The organism is Brevibacillus laterosporus DSM 25, assembly GCF_002706795.1.
GTDB classification, from domain to species: domain Bacteria; phylum Bacillota; class Bacilli; order Brevibacillales; family Brevibacillaceae; genus Brevibacillus_B; species Brevibacillus_B laterosporus.
The window spans coordinates 3,422,574-3,442,339 of sequence record NZ_CP017705.1; the positions used below are offsets into that span (position 1 = coordinate 3,422,574).

Below are 19,766 nucleotides of genomic sequence, written 5' to 3' on the forward strand. Positions count from 1 at the left end.
TAGATTTATACAAAGAAAATAGTAATGGCCAATGCCCCATATATTATGAAGATGAGCTAATTGCTAACTCTTTAGAAGAATTTCTAATAAAAATGGATGAAGTTGATTTCTTTGAAAATAAAAGATGTTATGAACGAATACTTCAAATTAAGAAAGGAATACTTTGACAAAGGATTGGACTTTCTATTCAAAACAGAATACAACGAAGAAATTGACTCATTCATTTATCAAGGTGAGATGGATGATGATGAAGAGATTTTGTGGAAACCGGTTGTGAAAAATACTAATCACCATTTAAAGGAAATCGAAGAACGGTTAGATATTAAATTCCACTCTTCAGTTAATGAATATTTTAATTCATATTGGTTTGCTGATTTAGATGGGTTTATTGATAGTCATTATATTAGATTAGAAGCTGTATTGCCAAATATCGAATTAGATTCTTTTGAAAGCACGTTAGAAGGATATAAAAACAATCATGGCAATAGACTTTATAAAATTCCTATAGGAATAGAAGGGAATGGCTTAATAGTTGTTCTAGATAATAAAAATGGGAGGATTGAATTAGGAGATTTTGGAAGGGGATCTTTTGATGTAATATCCAATAGCTTAATGGAGCTAATCTCTAGTTTAAGATTGCAAAAGTAACCATAAGGAACGCTTATCGACAACCTTTTTGTTATGGGCAAGGCACTATCGTCCCAGGATGAAGCGTTCCCTAAATCAAGATATTTTATCTGGGGACGTGACGGATAGACAGCACAGCAACCGTCATCTTCAGATACGGATTCCAGTTTCGCTATGAAATTAACCATGCCATTTTGCATTTCGATTGAAGTCTCATCCATATTCGTTTTATAGTTTTTTTTCTATCCGAGGATTTGTGGAATCTCATTTCAACATTGTACGTACTACCTTCTTTGGGAGGATTTCCATCCCATAATGCAACTCCTACAAATTATCGGTACAGATACTACAGCAAGTAATCTATTGTGAAGAAAAAGATAGCACGCAGTTTTAACGGATACCTTCTGCCTGTATCCCCGATAGCTCTCTATAACATCTGTAACCCCGAGTGACTTTTAAGAACTCGGGGTTATTTTGATGAAGGGAAAAGCTAACTCATTTATCCCTCACCAAGTCGATTTTGTGCGTATCACCCATAAAAAAAGAAAAAACTGTAACCATTTCAAGCTTGGTTCGACTAATAGAGGTTAAAAAAGGTAGACATTGAGGAGAGATAAGATGAATACCCCCAAAAACAAAACCATGTCATTACACAGATTTATGGCAACTGCTTCCGTCATAACGCTACTTTCTGTACCGATTTCATCGGTTTGGGCTATAGATACGAAGACGAATGGGAAAAAAACTACCTCTACACAAGGGCAAATTCCCCCGCAAGCTGATATCAATTGGCAGGTAAAGAGTGTGATAGAAAAGCTGACGCTAGCCTTTCCCGAAATCAAGGAGTATAACAATCAGAAGATTGAGCTTAAAAAAAGATGGAGTAAATTAATCGACGTAGAAGTAAGCAAAAATGGTGCAGGTAACACGCCACTCGTCAATATTCAACTGGACAAACAAACAGGAGAACTGCTATATTTCGGCTTTTTAGACCGCACAGAATATCCAAATGGGACAAGTGTTTACGCTTCGCCAAAGGGATTGGAAAAACAAATAACGGATGAAACTGCTAAACAACAAGCAGCTCTTTTAGTAGAAAAATTATATGGAGGAAAGGCAAAGAACGACTCCCCTATTTCGGTATGGAGAGAAACACAAAAAGAGAAAGAAGTGGAAGGCAAGATAATCCCAGCTAAAACCCTGCCTCCGGTGGTCAATTTCCGAATTAGCCTACCAAATAAGAGTAATGTGGCAAATTACGTTTCAGTGCGTTTCGGTGAAAACGGTAAAATTGAAAGTTTGGATGCTGTAACAAAGCCAATTCTATTTGATAAATGGTTTGCGGCTGACCTCGAAAATCGGGAAATGCCAAATGACGAGCTGACAAAGCCGGCACAGGCTATGTTTGATCGGATGCACGTACTTTACCCGGAATTAAGAGATTATAACGTAAAAGAAATTAGCCTATCTAAGTATAATACTTTTTACGATATTAATTTTAAAAAGTCAAAGACTGACAAGAAAGAAGAGATCAGAATGCATATAGAGGAAGAAACAGGCAAGCTTGTATATATACATTTTGAAAAACGCCCATCAGGAAAAGGGGCATCCCCAGAGCTGGCCAAACAAAAGGCATACGAATTCTTACAGCGTGTACAAGGAGACAATGCAAAAAGCTACACAGTTGGGAATATGATCATGACTGGAACAAATGGGGTAACGCTAGTCATCCTAGATGGTACAACTCCTGAAAAAAAGCATTATGCCTTTGGGGTGGGAGCAGACGGTAAAATCTATAGCTTTGATGGCTAATTGTAAAATGACAAGTAAATCAAGGGTAGGGTAACCACGCGTTAAGAATACAGCCATATATAGGCTTGTTTAGTATGTTAGGAGACCTTATTAAACAATTAAACAAGAAACAGAGTAGCAGGATATTGGCAGTAAATGTTGCTTATGTAATCTGAGATATGTATCAACAAGAGCTTGTGAATGGAGGAACTGCATTGTATGACGAAGATATAAAACAGCAAGTATTGTTAATCTATGAGCAGTATTATTTAGATGTTTATCATTTTCTGCTGTACTATACTGGCAATCAAAATGACACAGAGGATTTGACACAGGAGGTTTTTGTCCGTGTGATCCGTTCTTTGGCACGCTATGAAAATAGAGCAAATATGAAAACGTGGCTATTTGCGATAGCGAAGCACATTGCTATTGATTATCATCGCAAGAAAAGATGGAAAAGTCTGTTTTCCATTGATGTACTAAAAAAACATGTGTCTTCAGATGGGTTACCAGAAAAAGAAGTAGAGAGCTGGGAAGAGGAGCAGGAGCTGATCCGAGCGATCCAAAAGCTACCACAGCATTATAGAATGGTTGTCATCCTAAGGGGAATTCAGGGATACAGCGTTAGGGAAACAGCCTCCATCATGGATTATTCGGAATCACAGGTGAAAGTGACCTTGCATCGAGCATTGAAAAAGCTTGAAAAGGAACTAGCAGGACGGATAGGAGGGGAGCTGTACGATGGATTGGCAAAAAGATAAGGAATTGCTCGTTCGATTAAGAAAATTACATACAAAGAATAAACCAAGAAAAGAGTTTGTAGAAACCTTACGTACCCAGCTAGAGTATCAGACAAATATTGTGGTGCACAGAAGAAACAGATTTTATCGACCAATTCAATTTGGGCTTGGACTAGCAAGCGTATTCGCACTTATATTGTACCTTTTTGCACCTTCAGTGAATAAAGAGGCTTTCCCACCTATGTCCAGCTATCCTACGAAACAGGAGTTTATTGCGAAACCCCCTGTTGAGGTATCAGAAAAGCAAAAACAAGAGCAAAAGCAGGAACAAAAACAAAAACAAAATCAACAGCAAAAGCTTGTATCTAATCCAAAGACTTCTCTAAAGGAGTCACTTTCACAGAAGCAAACAGCCAAAGAAAAAGAAAAGAACGATGTGGTAACCCCAAAACCAAAAGCAAAAGATACCTATTTGCAGCAGCTTGGAGGTGAAGATTTAAAGGGATATCAAATAAATCCCGCACTCTCTGCCCCTGCTCGCGGATACATTTTCATGAATCGTATGGTAAATGGAATCCCCTTTTTAGCGGATAGCTATAAAGTGGAATTAGATGAATCAGGTCAAATAAAACAATCAACCATCACAAAAAGCACAGATACAAATATGAAATTTCCTTTGCCGCAGCAAGCTATATCCAAAGCGACTGCTAAACAATTATTTATGAAAGACATGAGGCTAGTTTACCAAGGGGATGAACAACCGCGGCTTACCTATGAATTTAACTTTTCAGGCTATATTGATGCGGTCAGTGGACAAGTAAGAGAAGCGAAGGAAGAGGAGCAAAGCCAAGGATATAGTAAGCCTATTCCGATCGTAGCTCAGGGTAAAAAACTGATTGCGCATACTCCGGAAGAGGTTGTGAGAATCCTTCAACAGGAATTTGGAATCGTCGTATATGGACCTGGAGCGGTAGAGGATACTTTGTCTACCGATACCTATAAAGAATATTCCTGGCAAATCGAAGAAGGAAAAATAATTAAGGTAGAAACCCTTGATGGACAATTGATGGGATTTAGGATTAGTACTCCAGGTGTGAAAGAGAGGGATTCTTCTACCATCGCAGTTCACAAGGAATTGTCTGGAATAGCGAAGGGCATCATAGAAAGATATATGAATGTTCATACGAAAGAGCTTCTATTGATAGATGTTGAAAAAACAAGTTTGACTCAAACCTATCGATTTAGAAGGTCGTATCAAGGTATTCCCATCATTAATCGAAGTTATTCTGTGACCCTTGATGCCAAAACAGAAAAGGTAATTGGACTTGATCTGGGCTATGGAGTACAAGGAACTACTAGCCTCCCGGACAAATCGAAAGCAATGACACCAGACGTAGCTGCTACTATCTACTTGAAGGAACGCCCATTGTCTTTAGTCTATGTCATGCTAATGGATAAGAAGCAACAAATAGCAGTTCCTCACTTGGTTTATCAGATATATTATCATGACACACCTAGGCTGTATGTTGATGCGATTACCGGTGAAGTGATTAGATAGAAAGGTTATTTTATCTTATATACCAGTTTTCTTGTAAGTTCGCTTTCTTTCTCCTATAATTAAATACGATAGTTTCTTTTACGAGACAATTGTATTTCTTTAAGTTAGATGGAGGAGAGCAGTCCTCCCGTTCAAGAGGCGACACCATCCCTAATCCGTCTGTTTGAAGGATTAGGGATTTTTTGGTAGATATGATCGATAAAAATCGAGTGAAGAGAGGATATTTCCATGAACAAAATGAAACATAGTCTAACAGCATTGCTAACAGTATGTTTAGCTGTTTCGCTAACCGCGTGTTCGGGTGGAACAACACCAAAGGACGGAGCACAATCTTCCCCAAATCAGAACCAAGCGACTGATTCGGCATCGGATAATCAAGCGACAGATACTACACTAAAAACCATCTATCCGCTCAAAGTAAAAGATGTGACGGGGGAAGAGTTCACCTTCGAAAAAGCCCCGGAGCGTATTGTATCAGTATCGCCTGCTGAAACGGAAACGTTATTTGCACTAGGACTTGAGCAAAACATCATGGGAGTTTCTGACTACGATGATTACCCGGCATCTACTAAGGATAAGCCGAAAATGGGGAGCATTATGGCGCCGAACGTTGAGTCCATTTTGGCTGCCAAACCGGATATTGTCTTTACAGGGATTTCAATGAAAGAAGAGACGGTCAAGAAATTTCGAGAGCTTGGTGTAAAAATCTTTAAGGTAGAACCAAAGACGTATGATGACGTGATTGCAAATATGGAGTTGTATGGAAAAATTACCGATCATCAGGCTGAAGCGAAGAAAGTTGTGGACGAGCTTCAAAAGACTCGTGACGAGGTTTTAGCTGTTGTAAAAAATATGAACGAGAAAAAGAAAGTTTATCTTGAATTTTCTCCAGGCTGGACGGTTGGTAGCGGGGAATTTTTGAACCAAATAATAGAGCTTGCTGGTGGAATCAACGTGGCTGGTGACACAAAAGGCTGGGTACAAATTAATGAAGAGACCATCATTAAAAAAAATCCCGATGTTATTCTCTACACACTGGGAGTAATAGACTCTAAAACAAACCAATCCTTAGAGGATATTATACGTTCTCGTAAAGGCTGGAGTGGGATCGAGGCGATTAAAAACAACACAGTAGTAGGACTTGACCAGAATATCATCAGTCGTCCTGGACCACGCCTTGCAGAAGGCTTGAAAGAGATGGCGAAAGCAATCTATCCTGATAAATTTAAGTAAGTGGGGCTGACCTCTAGGATGAGTACAAATAACGCTTACGGACAGATGAATGGGAAAAAAAGAATGACAGCAGGAGCAGTGGGAATGATACTGCTCCTGCTGTCTGTTGTGGCTAGTTTAGCCATTGGTTCTGTTCTGTTGCCGATGGATGAGATTACACGTATTTTATTGCACCAGATTCCTGGGATTCATTCATTTATTCCCGTTACATGGGATGAGTCCTCTACACAAATTATGCTAAACGTCAGATTGCCGAGGGTAATCTTGGCTTTGTTAGTCGGGGCTTCGCTTGGGATAGCAGGGGCAGCGTTTCAAGGTGTTTTACGCAATCCACTAGCAGACCCCTTTACTTTAGGAGTATCCTCTGGTGCTTCAGTTGGGGCGGCCATCCTTATTTACTTTGGCCTGCAATATGCTTGGTTGGGACAATGGACAGTGCCATTGACTGCCTTTGTGACCGGAGTTTGTACATTAGTGATTGTGTTGCAGATGGCAAGAGAAAACGGAAAGATTCCGATTGAAACCCTGATTTTATCTGGGGTAGTTATGCAAGCCTTCCTAGGCTCGATTGTTTCTTTTCTTGTGGCAATGTCTAAGCAAACCATCAATGAAATTTTATTTTGGGTGATGGGAAGTCTGGCTATGCGGGGCTGGTCCTATACAAGTGTCTTATTGCCATACTTAGTGATAGGACTACTGATTTTATTTGCATATGCTCGTCCCTTAAATATGCTTGCATTGGGAGAGAGACAAGCCGGGCATCTAGGTCTGCATGTAGAACGGACGAAGTGGATCGTGCTACTAACAGCTACTCTCGTGACGGCAGCTGCTGTATCCGTGGCAGGTGTGATCGGTTTTGTTGGATTGGTCGTTCCTCATTTACTTCGGATGATCATAGGGTCTGATTACCGCTTATTGATCCCCATGTCTGCTTTAGGTGGTGCTATTTATGTGTTGTGGGCGGATACCATCTCCCGTACCTTACTTGCCCCAACAGAGATACCACTTGGAGTAGTAACCGCCTTTATTGGTGCACCGTTCTTTGCCATGCTACTGATCCGAAATAAACGGAAGCGCAGGGGAGGATGATCGCTGATGAAGAGCAGAGGACAACAAGTAACATCAGAACATAAGCTACAGCAAAATCGTGATTATTCCACATACTTCAATAGCCAGGAGACCTTGCAAAAAGAACAGAATGCTCCTGTCATTTCTGTCTGTGATGTCTCACATCGATATGGAAATCAATCGGTTTTGCAACAGGTGAGCATTGAGATTCGAGCGGGTGAGTGGCTAGGTATTATTGGACCGAATGGCAGTGGCAAATCTACCCTGCTATCTCTGATGTCACGAGCGGAGACGCCATCTGCTGGACAGATTCTCGTATATGGAAAAGACATCAAGTCATATGGGAGAAAAAAACTGTCCCAGCATATGGCTGTTCTTCAACAGGAAACGATACCTGCGATTCATTATACGGTGCAAGAAGTCGTAGAAATGGGACGTTTTCCATATCAATCCTGGTGGGGAACAGAAACTGAGGATAGTGGACCGTTTATCGATAGCATTATGGATCGACTACAGTTGAAGAAGCTGGCAAACAAAAGACTAGACCAATTGAGTGGTGGACAACGACAGAGAGCTGCATTAGCCAAGTTAATGGCTCAGTCGCCTAGCATCGTTTTGTTGGATGAACCAACCACTTATTTAGATATTCATTATCAAGTGCAATTCATGGACGTGGTGCAGGAGTGGCAGCAGGATTGCGGGGTAACAGTCGTATCTGTTTTACACGATCTGAATTTAGCTTCCCTGTACTGTGATCGGATTATTGTGCTACATGATGGTAGGATTTCGGATGAGGGAACACCGACTGAAATGATGACCACAAAGCGACTTTCTGACGTTTTTCAAGTAAACACAGCGATTGTCCCTCATCCCAAGACGGAGCGACCTCAGGTACTGGTTTGCCCGAAACAGCGATCAGAAAAGCTGACAGGTGAATAGGCTTAATTACGCATATTTTTACCTCAAGATCAAAATTACTACATTATGATAGAGGATAGCGAAATAGTAAAACCCCCAACAGAGTTTTCTGAACTGTGACCCTATTTGTAGACAGTTTTAAAAGAATACCTAACTAGGCAGCTAAAAGATGACTTCTGAATTCATCAGGGGTCATCTTTTTTAATGACCACTGGTAACGTTCAGAATTGTAATAATCAATGTAACTGTCTACTCGATCCCTCAACTCTTGTATCGTTTGACATGTCTTATATTCCAAATCGTCTTTCATATGACCAAAAAAAGTTTCCATGGAAGCATTATCCCAACAGTTTCCCTTACGGGACATGGACTGCCTAAAGCCTGCTTTCCTGATTAAGCGACGGGTTTTAAAGTGGGTATAATGCAGACCTTGGTCTGAGTGTAGAATGGCTTCGGGGTGAATGTTGCCATCTAGACGTTGGAACAGTCGTTTCAAAGTAATCCTCACCAATGGAAGCTTTAAAGAAGAAAGATAGTGAGCTAAAATCTGTTTTGTTGCCCCATCCTTGACTACCGACAGGTAGGCACATTGACCATTACCGTAATACATATACGTAATATCGGTGAGCAGTACTTTTTCAGGTTCTCCCTGATCAAACTGACGCTGCAACAGGTTGGGACATGTTTGGTGCTCTTGCGTTGCCTTAGCTAATTTTCTATAGGGATTGGCTTGGCGAATGGTAGCAACAAGTTTATACTTTCGCATCAATCGACGAATCTTTTTATGATTCATGATCACTCCACTTTCACGCTCAAGTCGCATCTTAATAACTAATGCTCCTGCTTTACCACGAAGAGCGTCAAAGTGCTTCTTGATAAGTTTAATGTCATGTTCGTCCGCATCCTCTCGTAGCTGTCTAGTTTTCTCCGCACGAAGCCAACGGTAGTAGCCACTCGCACTAACACATGCAAGTTTACAAAGATATCGTGTTACATCACGCAAATTGTACTGACGTATGGTGCGATTAATGATTTGATAGCGCTCGGAGGGGGATAACGTTACCTCTGCAACTTCTGCTTTTCGAGCGCGTCGAGCTTTTTTAAAAAGTCGTTCTCCGCCTCTAAAAACTTGATACGCGCCTCAGCTCGTTTAAGCTTTTCCTCTACGGACAACTCCGTTGTCGAGGGTCTACCCGTACTTTTCTTTCCTCGTTGTTCTTCTAAAAGGCCGATCTCTCCATGAATTTGATACACATTACGCCAACGTTTTAAGCATGTTTTTGGTTTGTTATGACCAATAACGTCTATGTCAAAACCAGCACCACAAAAAATTTCCATAGGTGTTTGTCCCTCTTGATACGCTTTGACAGCTGCTACCTTAAATGCTGGTGCATAAGTAATACTTTTGTACGTTACATGCTGAACATAAGGGTTAGCTTCAAGATGTTTCATTTCTTGTTCCGTGAAAACCTTTGAATTAGCTCTTGTTTTTCCCACAATTCTTTCCTCGCTTTATTTTAATAAGTTGATTAAAACACAAAAGACCCGTAAGAAGGTCACTTTTTTCAAAATGTCCATCTTACGGGTCACAGTTCATTCGATCTGTTTGGGGGTTTTGTCTTATTTCTTTTGATAAACACAAACGACCATCTTCACAAAATACTCACGGAACAAAGACGTTTTTGCTAAATTAGCTACTACATTGCGCAGAGGGATTTCCTTTTCATACACAGCAGGGTAGTGAACGCCTTTTTGAATGTTGCGGAAACGTCTGATCGTCATGCGATTGATATACGAGAAGTACTCGGAACCATCTGGACGTTTGCTGATACGAAAGCCTAGACGATCTTCCCCGTCTGGCAAATCTTGAACGAGTTTACGATACGCATCGATCAAGGTTTGTTCAGAAAAGAAGGAGTGAACCCAGGGAAATCCAATTGCATCTGACAAGTGAGCGCCGTATGGATGGTAATACGGTGGGAAGTTAATGTATAGATGACCGCCCTTTTTCAAGACACGAAAGCATTCCTCCAGCGTTTTCTCTGGATTATCTACGTGTTCCATCGCATCGTTCATGATGATTGTATCGAATGTCTCGTCTTCAAACAACATTTTGGATGCATCACCTGTCATGAAGGAGGCGATGTTATCCAAGCCTTTTTCCCGAGCAAAGGCATTACCTTCTTCTGCATAATGAGGAACAATGTCAATTCCGATAATCTTTTCTGGACCAAATGTAGCGTAATAGCAGGTTTTACCGCCACCGCCACAACCGATATCTAACACGGTCTTATTTTTAAACATTTCTTCCTGAGAATGGAACGGCAAGAAGAATTGAATGGTCTGATCACCCTTGCGGAATTGCCATTCGGTATAGCTCATTTTACCGTCATTCGCTAGATTGAACGGATGAACGGGCAAAGGAAACATTTTGTTTAACGCGATAAGTAATGACGAAGAGAGTGACAAGATCTTTTGCCTCCTTACAAACAAACGACAGTTATTTCTTGCTGGCTAACGCTTGTAAAACTAGCTCACTACTTTTCATAGCTTCCGCTTTGAGCATGTCAGCTTTTTCACGGATGATAGCTTGCTCTCGATCTAGGTGTTGCATACGATCGTCAAGTAGCGAAAGCAACTGTTCTGATGTTAAATCCTTGATATGGCCCGCACAGGTCATGCCTGCACGTTCCACAAAACGATCAATTTTAGGATCATAGGAAATCCCGATAAACGGAATGTGAAGCATACAAGCAAGGATCAAAGAGTGAAGCCTCATCCCCACCACGTAATCCGCTTGCTTCAAGATGCACATAATGTCATGAAAAGAGACATGCTCTTTCAGCATTGCCGCGCCCTTATGCTGCATCGCCTTTAAAATATCCTCAGAAGGGGCGATATCACTTGGGAAATGCATCGGTAGAAACAGCACGTTCCATCCGCGTTCCTGATAATAATCCGCAGCATCGGCAATCACCTGTTTGAAACGCGCTTCCGTTTTCCAATCACGAACGGAAAAGATCACAAGCGGTCGGGATGAATCTTCGAACATAGGTGATACCAGCTCAGCCCCTCGCTTATCTGAAATATCTTCAGGATGAATAGTGAGTGCAGGGTCCGCTGTAACATATAACGGAGCCTTGGTTACTCCACAAGCTTTAAAATCTTCACCTGATTCATGATCGCGTACAGTAATGACATCTACATGATTCACGACTGTTTTAATCATGGAACGGCTAAAGGATTTTAGGATGGGACCGAAGCCTTGGGCATAAAATACGACGGGTTTGCCTAACAATTTGGCAATGGTAACGATCCCGAGATAATAGAGTACACTGCGGGGGCTGGTAACGTCCTGCATGAGTGTACCGCCACCCATTACCAACAGGTCGCTTTGCTTTAATTCTCGCACAATCGTGGGGAGCTTCCAACGATTATGAGCGGATATCCCAAATAGCGATGTTGTCCGCTCAGGCGTATTTGACAACACGGATAGGGAAATATTCGGTTGTTCTCGTCTGAGCGAGGTAATTATTCCATATAACACAACATCGTCCCCGGCATTATTAAAGCCGTAATATCCGGAGATGAGAATTCGCGACATGAGAGAACCTTCTTTCTATTCAAACGTACTGGTAACGTAACTGATAAGTAGTATACAATCATAAGTGCCGTTTTTCTAAATTGGGCACATCCTCAAGTATAATCGAGAGGCGATAGGTAAGTAAAGCGAAGGAGACAGAACTACATAATATAGTAGATTCCTGCGGCAACTAACAACACACTAAGTACGATAAAGCTAATCATTACATACAGGATGCCTTTGTTTTTTCGTCTTCGATAGAAAAACTCATCAAACATCATGTAGACCCCTCTCTTGAACACGCTCTAATACCGTTCATATTACCATGTCTACACTAGAATATGCTAGATTTTTGGCAGAAAGGAACTTGTTGCATGACAAAATATTGGATGAAATATACGCTTTCCCTACCAGGAGAATTAGAGGAGATATTTTCCTATACCATTATGGAAACCGACTACACATTAGGGTGGATTGAACCCCAAGTAGAGGTCATTACGACTGACAATGGCTACGATTATGCGGAATTAACTGAGAAACCGATGACCGCCTATCTGTTTGAACCACTAGCGACTACCGAGCAGGAACAGACAGCTAGACTACAAAGATATCTTGATCAATGGGAAGGCAGAATTAGAATTGCAGCTACTGAACAAGTTGAGGAGGAGAACGAATCGTGGAAAGATGAGTTTACCTCCATACAAATAGGTGATTGGCTAATAGCGCCTTCCTGGGAAGACGCGAAGGTGGTAGAGCAAGCGGCGCATGTGCTCTACATTGATCCCGGTGCTGCTTTTGGAACGGGGTATCATGGAACAACTCAGGATATTTTGCGGTTTTTACAGGAGAGTCAATTAGCAGGCAAAACTATTTTGGATGTGGGAGCGGGGTCAGGGATTCTTTCTATCTTCAGCCTACTAAATGGAGCCGCATACCCTGTCTATGCAGCAGATATCAATCCAGAAACCGATTATCAACTAAAGCAAAATCTAGCCCTCAATCAATTATCTGATCAATCTGTGAAGGTATTGATAGGTGATGCATCAGTCGACGATAACCTATTATCCTTAGAAAAGCATTTTGATTTTATCTTCATTAATATTGGCGGAGAAGAAGTGATTCAGATGTTACCGCTAGTAAGACGTACCTTTAAGCCTACAGGCCGCTTGATCCTGTCAGGAATAGTAGAGTGGATTTTACCAAAAGTAGTAGAAGCTTATGAACAAGCAGGTTTTTATGTAATGGAACAAAAACAAAGTGAAGAATGGGTGACACTCTTATTGGAATTGTGCGACAATAAAGGAAAATAGTTGCATCCCCAAGGAGGAGTAGCATGGCAGAGCCTATCGTAATTGTCGCAGCAAAACGGACGCCAATCGGAACATTTGGCGGCATGTTTCAAGATGTGTCAGCACGTAAATTAGCTGAACTAACGATTCGTGACATCATGGATACAACAGGGATTGACCCAGGAGAGATTGATGAAGTTATTCTAGGGAATTGTATTCAACGTACGGATGAGCCGAATATTGCAAGAACAGCTCTTCTGGATGCTGGTCTGCCTCAGCAAGTGACAGGATTGACTGTTCAGCGACAATGTTCTTCCGGTATGCAGGCAATTGTCTCAGGTCTGCAACAGATAGCTTTAGGCGATAGCGAGGTTGTGATCGCGGGTGGTGTAGAGTGCATGAGCCGTGCTCCTTATGTTTTAAAGCAAGCTCGTTTTGGCAAAAGGTTGATGCATGGTGAAATGACAGACGCTTTGTGGGACCTACTTACAGATCCGCATCACGATATTTTAATGGGTGAAACAGCAGAGCGTCTGGTGGATCGCTATGGGATTAGTCGGGAAGAGCAGGATGAGATCGCTTATTTAAGTCATCAGAAAGCGGCACATGCCACTAAAGAGGGACGTTTTGAGGACGAAATCATACCGATTGTTTTGAGTAAAAAAAATAAAACGATCACACTAGCCATAGATGAGCATATTCGTCCAGACATTACGCTCGATGCTTTAGCCAAATTAAAGCCAACCTTTCGTGATGAGGGAACGGTTACACCGGGGAATGCTTCAGGCTTAAATGATGGTGCTTCTGCCGTGCTACTAATGAAAGAAAGTAAAGCAAAACATCTTGGCCTTACGGTACTAGGTCGAATTGTCTCTTATGCATGGGCAGGTGTTGAGCCTGACTTAATGGGATATGGACCAGTCCCAGCAACGCATAAAGCTTTGAAGAAAGCAGGGCTTCGTTTACAAGACATACAACTGATTGAGGTTAATGAAGCTTTTGCTGCCCAGTATCTGGCGGTAGAAAAGCTATTGGAGTTGGATCGAACCATCACGAACGTAAATGGTAGTGGGATATCACTTGGCCATCCAGTAGGCTCAACTGGCTGTCGTCTAATCGTTACCCTCTTGCATGAAATGAAGAGACGCCAGTTACAGAGAGGGCTAGCCACTTTATGCGTAGGCGGAGGACTGGGTATGAGCATGATTGTAGAGCGATAAAATGGCGTGAATAAACGATAGAGGATGATCCTAAGAGCTATACTAGGCTTGGTAGCTATTGCATAAATCGGACATTTTTTGACCATAGTATAAAGGACCCTGTATAGGGTTTCTTTTTTTGTAGACACTGCGATGAGGTAAGGGGAAGATCAGATGCGAGCCAAGCAGAAAGAAACCGTAAAAAAAGTGATCATCATTGTCCTTTGCGTCTTATTTATAGCGTTGATCGCCTATCTAGGTACTGCTTTTCAACAATACAAGCAGATGACGCAAGATTGGTATGAGCCGCTTCCTCAGGTGAGCGGCTCTTCATTTCCAGACGATACCTCAATCATGCAGGCACCAGGGCTTCCCTCGGATCAGTCCTCCACCCTTACAGCAGAAGAGCTCTATCACAAAGAACAAACCCTTCAGCCCTTTAGTATGATGCTAATTGGTACAGATAGCAGGAAAGGGGAGCGTGCACGTTCGGATACCCTTTTGATAGCTACAATCAATCCATTAACTCAACAAGCTCAATTGATCTCGATTCCTCGTGATACTTATATTAAAATTCCCGGCAAAGGCTTTGACAAAGTAAATCACGCAACTGCCTTTGGTGGACCTGTTCTGTTAAAAAAGACATTGGAAGACTACTTGTCAATCAAGATTGATCGCTATGCCACGATTGACTTTGATGGCTTCCGAAAACTAATTGACGAATTGGGCGGTGTAGAAGTAACCGTCAAGAAACGTATGAAGTATACCGACCCTAGTGATGGAACAAATATTGATCTATATCCGGGCAAACAAGTGCTGGATGGCAAGCAAGCACTAGATTATGCACGCTATCGGAAAAGTGATTTTGGCCACGAAGACAGCGACTACGAACGAATTGCCCGTCAGCAAGAAATTATTCGGGCCTTAGCGAATAAAGGAAGCTCCATGGATGCTTTTTTAAAGGCATTTAAATTGATGGATATTTTAGGGAAACATATCAAGACAGACCTCACACAAAATGAAATTTCCTCGTTGCTTGTTACCTACTATGATCCTAAACAAAATCACATCACAACAGAAACAATTAAAGGACGTGATGAACGTATTTGGAATCATTCAACACTCGGATGGTACTATCTGGTTTCATCAGGTGAGCGAGAGCGAATCCAAGAAAAAATAAGAAAAGTATTGAAAACGAACGCAACAGAATAAACAGAGTTGTGCTCCTCATTTTTTAGAAAGAAGAAACATGTTAAAACCAAATAGTAGGAGAAGGAAAGGCATAACCATCAGTTGGAGCAGTTCGTTTTGTTTCGTTTTGCCTTTCCTCGCTGGAAAGATTAGTAAAAAAACTGGAAAAGTCTATCTGTTTAGAATAAAATAGACAATTAAGGAGAGATTGTGAATGTGAAGATGGGAAAGATGAGGTATCAAAGGTTGGAGGGAAAGCGATGTTAATTGCCAAGCCTTGGTTATCTTGTTACCCAGCAGAAGTCCCCGCTACAGTGGAATACCCCCGTGTTCCATTGACTTACTTTTTAGAAAAATCAGCACAAGATTATCCACAAAATTATGCTCTTTCTTTTATGGGAAAGCGCATGACCTATCAAGAACTACTCACCCAATCCTATCGTTTTGCTCATGTATTACGAGCGCGAGGCGTACAAAAGGGAGACCGCATTGCCATTATGCTGCCAAATATTCCGCAAACCATAATCGCTTTTTATGGAGCGATATTTGCTGGAGCGGTGGTTGTTATGACCAATCCTTTGTATACAGAACGTGAATTAACACACCAGTTAAACGATTCTGGTGCAGTGGTCATTGTAACCCTCGATCTCTTATACAACCGAGTACTGAATGTGAAGTCAAATACCAAATTACTTCATGTATTTCTAACCAGCATACGAGATTTTTTACCCCCCATGAAGAAAGCGCTTTACCCAATAGCTCAGAAATTTGATAAAAAAGCGGTGCCAGTACCAGCCATTCTCTATCAGGATGGGGTAGTGAATTTTGTGCGCGCTTTAAAGCAGGCACAACCTGATCCCATTCATATTGAAGCAAACTGGGAGGAAGAATTGGCCATCTTGCAATATACAGGTGGAACGACTGGTCTTGCCAAGGGAGTGATGCTTACCCATCGCAATCTGGTGGCAAACGCTGTTCAATGCAAGGCTGTTCTTTATAAGATGAGGCAAGGACAAGAGAAAATTCTAGGGGTCTTACCCTTATTCCATGTTTATGGACTGACTACCGTGATAAATTGCGGAGTTCAGATGGCTGCAGAAATAGTGCTGGTTCCACGTTTCGACGTTAAGCAAATCTTGCAATTAATACAGAAGGAGCGCCCGACTATCTTTCCAGGAGCTCCTACTATGTATATCGGTCTCATTAATCATCCAGACATTAAAAATTATGATTTATCCTCTATTGAGGCCTGTGTTAGTGGTTCTGCTCCGTTGCCTTTAGAAGTACAAGAGCGATTTGAAGAAATTACGGGTGGCAAATTAGTCGAAGGATATGGTCTAACCGAAACCTCTCCTGTTACCCATTCAAATAATCTGTGGGAAAGACGTGTCAATAGTAGCATTGGACTTCCGTGGCCAGATACAGAAGCTTGTATTATTGACCCAGCCACAGATGAAGCAATGCCTCCTAATCAGATTGGTGAATTGGCTGTTCGTGGCCCTCAGATTATGAAGGGGTATTGGAACCGTCCCGAAGACACGGCGATGGTTCTCAAGGATGGATGGTTACTGACCGGAGATATTGCGTATATGGATGAAGAGGGTTTTTTCTATATCGTTGATCGTAAAAAAGATATGATTATTGCTGGTGGATTTAATATCTATCCTCGTGAGGTGGAAGAGGTTTTGTTTGAACATTCTGCCATTCAAGAGGCTGCGGTAGTCGGTATACCAGATCCATATCGAGGAGAGACGGTTAAAGCCTTTATTGTAGTGAAGGATTCCTATCAGGTGACGGAGGACGAGTTAAATGCATTCTGTCGTCAGCGGTTAGCTAGCTATAAGGTGCCGCGTTCCTACGAATTTAGGGAAGAATTACCTAAAACCATGGTCGGCAAGGTACTTCGTCGTCATTTGCAAGAAGAAGAGAAGAAACGTATGGAATTAGAAAGCACTAGTAAATTAGGATAAATCTCTAAAATGTGTCTAAAATGCGACGAAATTCGACGTAAGAAATGATTCTAGCACTTTTCTGGCTAGGAAGAATTGCCTATCTATTCAATCAGAGTTACAATTGTAGCAACGGTTTACCCTGAGATGGGGTAAGCCGTTTTTTATTTGTCTAATGCTTGACAGAGGTGCCTAGGTATTATAAAATTTTCTTGAATGAATATTCATTCATTTATTACGAATTAAACAAGGACATCTAAGAAAGTAAAATGGAGGGCAACATGGCCAAAAAAACGGGGGAAAAGTATCAAGCCATTATAAATGCAGCCGTCACGGTGATTGCCAAGCACGGTTATCATAACGCGCAGGTATCGCGAATCGCTAAAGAAGCTAAGGTAGCGGACGGGACCATTTATCTCTATTTTAAAAACAAGGATGATGTCCTTATCTCGCTGTTTAACGAGAAGATGGGACAATTTGTAGAGAATTGCCGTGAGTTGACTTCTCAGGCAAACGATGTTTCTGAGAAGGTACGTATTCTCATTCGGAGTCATCTCAGCCAATTGGCGCAGGATCATAACTTAGCGATTGTGACACAAATTGAGTTGCGTCAGATTAATCCTGAGGTAAGTCAGGGTATTGGAGAAGTATTGAAATCATACTTTAACCTGATTGATGCAGTCGTTCAGGAAGGGATGGACAGCGGTATCTTCCGTTCAGATATTGATGTACGGATGGCACGCACTATGATTTTTGGTACGTTGGATCAGACGGTAACTTCTTGGATTATGAAAGAATGTAAGTACGATCTCGTCTCTCTTGTGGATCCCATTCACAATCTCTTCCTAAAGGGATTCTGCAAAAACTAGACCCCATTTAAGCCTAGGAAATCTCAATACAACGTTTTTGAAATAATCTTGGTTATTTCACCTCAACAAAACTTGTAAAAAGACTTTTGTATAGAGATTTCCTCTGATACAATGTTGCCTAGGTTCTATTTTGTACAAAACTGATCGGGCGCTCATTCATTCGCTCGTTCGGTGTAAAAGGGGGACAAAGCATGTCGTATCCAAATCTTACGCTTGTAACAGAAGGAACTATCGCTATATTGACGATTAACCATCCGCCAGCCAATGCGTTAAATCAGGTTACACTCACCAGTTTGGCTCAGGTTTTAGACGATTTGGAGCAAAATGATCAGGTCAGTGCCATTGTTATTACTGGCGAAGGCCGCTTTTTTATCGCAGGTGCTGACATTAAAGAATTTACTGAATTGGCTGAACAGAGTCCACAGCAGGTGGCGGAGCGAGGACAACAATTGTTTCTGCGAATGGAGACTTTTTCTAAACCTATCATTGCTGCAATAAATGGAGCTTGCCTCGGCGGCGGGTTGGAGCTTGCTATGGCGTGCCACATCCGTTATGTAGCAAAGGAAGCGAAGTTAGGGCTACCTGAGCTTAATCTGGGTCTAATCCCCGGATACGGTGGTACTCAACGTTTGCCGCGTCTGATTGGACGAGGAAAAGCTACCCAACTAATACTGACTTCCGATATGATCGATGGTGAAGAAGCTCATGCTATCGGTCTGGCAGAAGCTGTTTATCCAGTGGAACAGTTGTTGGAAGAAAGTAAAAAGCTAGCTCGTAAAATTTCAGAAAAGGGTGCGATTTCTGTCAAATACGCACTGGATGCAATTCACAGTGGCGTAGAACTGGGTTTATCTGCTGGAACGAAGCGTGAAGCTGAATTATTTGGTCAGGTATTCACTACTGAAGATATGAAAGAAGGCGTGACTGCTTTTCTTGAAAAGCGCAAACCGCAATTTTCCAATCGATAGGAGGGTTCAACCATGAAAATCTTAGTTGCGATGAAGCAGACCTTTGACACGGAAGAAAAGATCATTATTCAGGACGGTATCATTAGTGATGATGGTGTGGAGACGATTATTAATCCTTATGACGAATATGCCATTGAAGAGGCAATCAAGCTACGCGATGACCTTGGTGGCGAGGTTATTGTAATGACCCTAGGCAAAGATGGAGCCGAAAAAGAATTGCGTACTGCTCTAGCTATGGGAGCTGATCGAGCAGTTTTAGTAGATGATGAATCGTTATTTGGTGATGAATATACGACAGCAAAGGTACTAGCCGCAGTTGCCAAAAAAGAAGGATTCGATCTCATCTTAGGTGGACAAATGGCTGTGGATTCGGGTGCAGGTCAAGGTGGTCCTCGTTTAGCTGAAGAGCTATCTATCAACCATGTTTCAACAGCGGTTAAAATTGACATTGATGGTACTACTGTCCGCGTGGAACGCGATGTGGAAGGAGATATGGAGGTAGTAGAAACCTCCCTACCTGTCCTTATTACGGCGCAGCAAGGCCTTAACGAGCCGCGTTATCCATCACTACCAGGTATCATGAAGGCGAAAAAGAAACCGTTCGATCGTCTGTCCGCAGATGATTTGGGGCTTACAGCAGAAGATGTAGCAAGTAAGACCGAGATCGTATATCAATATGTACCAGAAAAGAAAGAAGCAGGTCGTATCTTGTCAGGTGATGTTCCGAGCCAAGTGGCTGAATTAGTGCAACTACTGCGTAACGAAGCAAAAGTGATCTAAGGG

17 protein-coding genes and 1 pseudogene are annotated in these 19,766 nt (G+C 41.8%); 14 read left to right on the forward strand and 4 right to left on the reverse strand.

Going from position 1 to position 19,766, the window contains the following annotated elements:
* Window positions 1-129: 129 nt before the first annotated feature.
* From BrL25_RS16315 to BrL25_RS16345, 7 genes are all read left to right on the forward strand, one after another.
* On the forward strand, window positions 130-648 hold the full coding sequence (locus BrL25_RS16315) for a SecY-interacting protein Syd (protein WP_026315126.1): 519 nt from the start codon (window positions 130-132) through the stop codon (window positions 646-648).
* A gap of 597 nt (window positions 649-1,245) precedes the next feature.
* Window positions 1,246-2,439, forward strand: coding sequence for a hypothetical protein (locus BrL25_RS16320; protein WP_018671268.1), 1,194 nt, complete (start codon window positions 1,246-1,248; stop codon window positions 2,437-2,439).
* 194 nt (window positions 2,440-2,633) lie between these two features.
* Entirely contained in the window at window positions 2,634-3,179 is a 546-nt protein-coding gene (locus BrL25_RS16325; RefSeq protein WP_018671267.1) for an RNA polymerase sigma factor, read from the forward strand.
* Window positions 3,160-4,716, forward strand: coding sequence for a YcdB/YcdC domain-containing protein (locus BrL25_RS16330; RefSeq protein WP_018671266.1), 1,557 nt, complete (start codon window positions 3,160-3,162; stop codon window positions 4,714-4,716). Before BrL25_RS16325 ends, BrL25_RS16330 begins: the two co-directional genes overlap by 20 nt.
* Window positions 4,717-4,944: 228 nt before the next feature.
* Window positions 4,945-5,949 (forward strand): ABC transporter substrate-binding protein, encoded by a 1,005-nt coding sequence (locus BrL25_RS16335; RefSeq protein WP_018671265.1) that lies wholly within the window; start codon window positions 4,945-4,947, stop codon window positions 5,947-5,949.
* 18 nt (window positions 5,950-5,967) lie between these two features.
* Window positions 5,968-7,038 carry a FecCD family ABC transporter permease gene (locus BrL25_RS16340; RefSeq protein WP_018671264.1) on the forward strand — a complete coding sequence of 357 codons (1,071 nt, stop codon included), beginning with the start codon at window positions 5,968-5,970 and terminating at the stop codon, window positions 7,036-7,038.
* 6 nt (window positions 7,039-7,044) lie between these two features.
* The gene (locus tag BrL25_RS16345; RefSeq protein WP_018671263.1) at window positions 7,045-7,956 is read left to right on the forward strand and encodes an ABC transporter ATP-binding protein; all 912 of its coding nucleotides are present in this window, start codon (window positions 7,045-7,047) and stop codon (window positions 7,954-7,956) included.
* 133 nt (window positions 7,957-8,089) lie between these two features.
* Here the strand turns inward: BrL25_RS16345 and BrL25_RS16350 are convergent.
* The 4 genes and pseudogenes from BrL25_RS16350 to csaB form a co-directional block, all read right to left on the reverse strand.
* A pseudogene (locus BrL25_RS16350) lies at window positions 8,090-8,977 on the reverse strand (IS3 family transposase); the annotation flags it as partial.
* 17 nt (window positions 8,978-8,994) lie between these two features.
* Entirely contained in the window at window positions 8,995-9,432 is a 438-nt protein-coding gene (locus BrL25_RS25740; RefSeq protein WP_236848048.1) for an HTH domain-containing protein, read from the reverse strand.
* 123 nt (window positions 9,433-9,555) lie between these two features.
* On the reverse strand, window positions 9,556-10,404 hold the full coding sequence (locus BrL25_RS16355) for a class I SAM-dependent methyltransferase (protein WP_018672846.1): 849 nt from the start codon (window positions 10,402-10,404) through the stop codon (window positions 9,556-9,558).
* A gap of 31 nt (window positions 10,405-10,435) precedes the next feature.
* Window positions 10,436-11,539, reverse strand: a complete 1,104-nt coding sequence (gene csaB, locus BrL25_RS16360) for a polysaccharide pyruvyl transferase CsaB (RefSeq protein ID WP_018672845.1) — start codon at window positions 11,537-11,539, stop codon at window positions 10,436-10,438.
* 353 nt (window positions 11,540-11,892) lie between these two features.
* On the opposite strand from csaB, the gene BrL25_RS16365 reads away from it, so the two are divergent.
* The 7 genes from BrL25_RS16365 to BrL25_RS16395 all read left to right on the forward strand — a co-directional run bounded on the left by BrL25_RS16365 (window position 11,893) and on the right by BrL25_RS16395 (window position 19,763).
* Window positions 11,893-12,828, forward strand: a complete 936-nt coding sequence (locus BrL25_RS16365; RefSeq protein WP_018672843.1) for a 50S ribosomal protein L11 methyltransferase — start codon at window positions 11,893-11,895, stop codon at window positions 12,826-12,828.
* Window positions 12,829-12,851: 23 nt separating this feature from the next.
* Window positions 12,852-14,027 carry a thiolase family protein gene (locus tag BrL25_RS16370; protein WP_018672842.1) on the forward strand — a complete coding sequence of 392 codons (1,176 nt, stop codon included), beginning with the start codon at window positions 12,852-12,854 and terminating at the stop codon, window positions 14,025-14,027.
* 153 nt (window positions 14,028-14,180) lie between these two features.
* Window positions 14,181-15,218: an LCP family protein gene (locus BrL25_RS16375; protein ID WP_018672841.1), complete on the forward strand. Its 1,038-nt coding sequence runs from the start codon at window positions 14,181-14,183 to the stop codon at window positions 15,216-15,218.
* Window positions 15,219-15,457: 239 nt separating this feature from the next.
* Entirely contained in the window at window positions 15,458-17,167 is a 1,710-nt protein-coding gene (locus tag BrL25_RS16380; protein ID WP_018672840.1) for an AMP-binding protein, read from the forward strand.
* A 260-nt stretch (window positions 17,168-17,427) separates the two neighbouring features.
* The gene (locus BrL25_RS16385; protein WP_018672839.1) at window positions 17,428-18,015 is read left to right on the forward strand and encodes a fatty acid metabolism transcriptional regulator FadR; all 588 of its coding nucleotides are present in this window, start codon (window positions 17,428-17,430) and stop codon (window positions 18,013-18,015) included.
* A gap of 191 nt (window positions 18,016-18,206) precedes the next feature.
* Window positions 18,207-18,983, forward strand: coding sequence for an enoyl-CoA hydratase (locus BrL25_RS16390; RefSeq protein ID WP_018672838.1), 777 nt, complete (start codon window positions 18,207-18,209; stop codon window positions 18,981-18,983).
* A 12-nt stretch (window positions 18,984-18,995) separates the two neighbouring features.
* Window positions 18,996-19,763: an electron transfer flavoprotein subunit beta/FixA family protein gene (locus BrL25_RS16395; protein ID WP_018672837.1), complete on the forward strand. Its 768-nt coding sequence runs from the start codon at window positions 18,996-18,998 to the stop codon at window positions 19,761-19,763.
* Window positions 19,764-19,766: the final 3 nt, after the last annotated feature.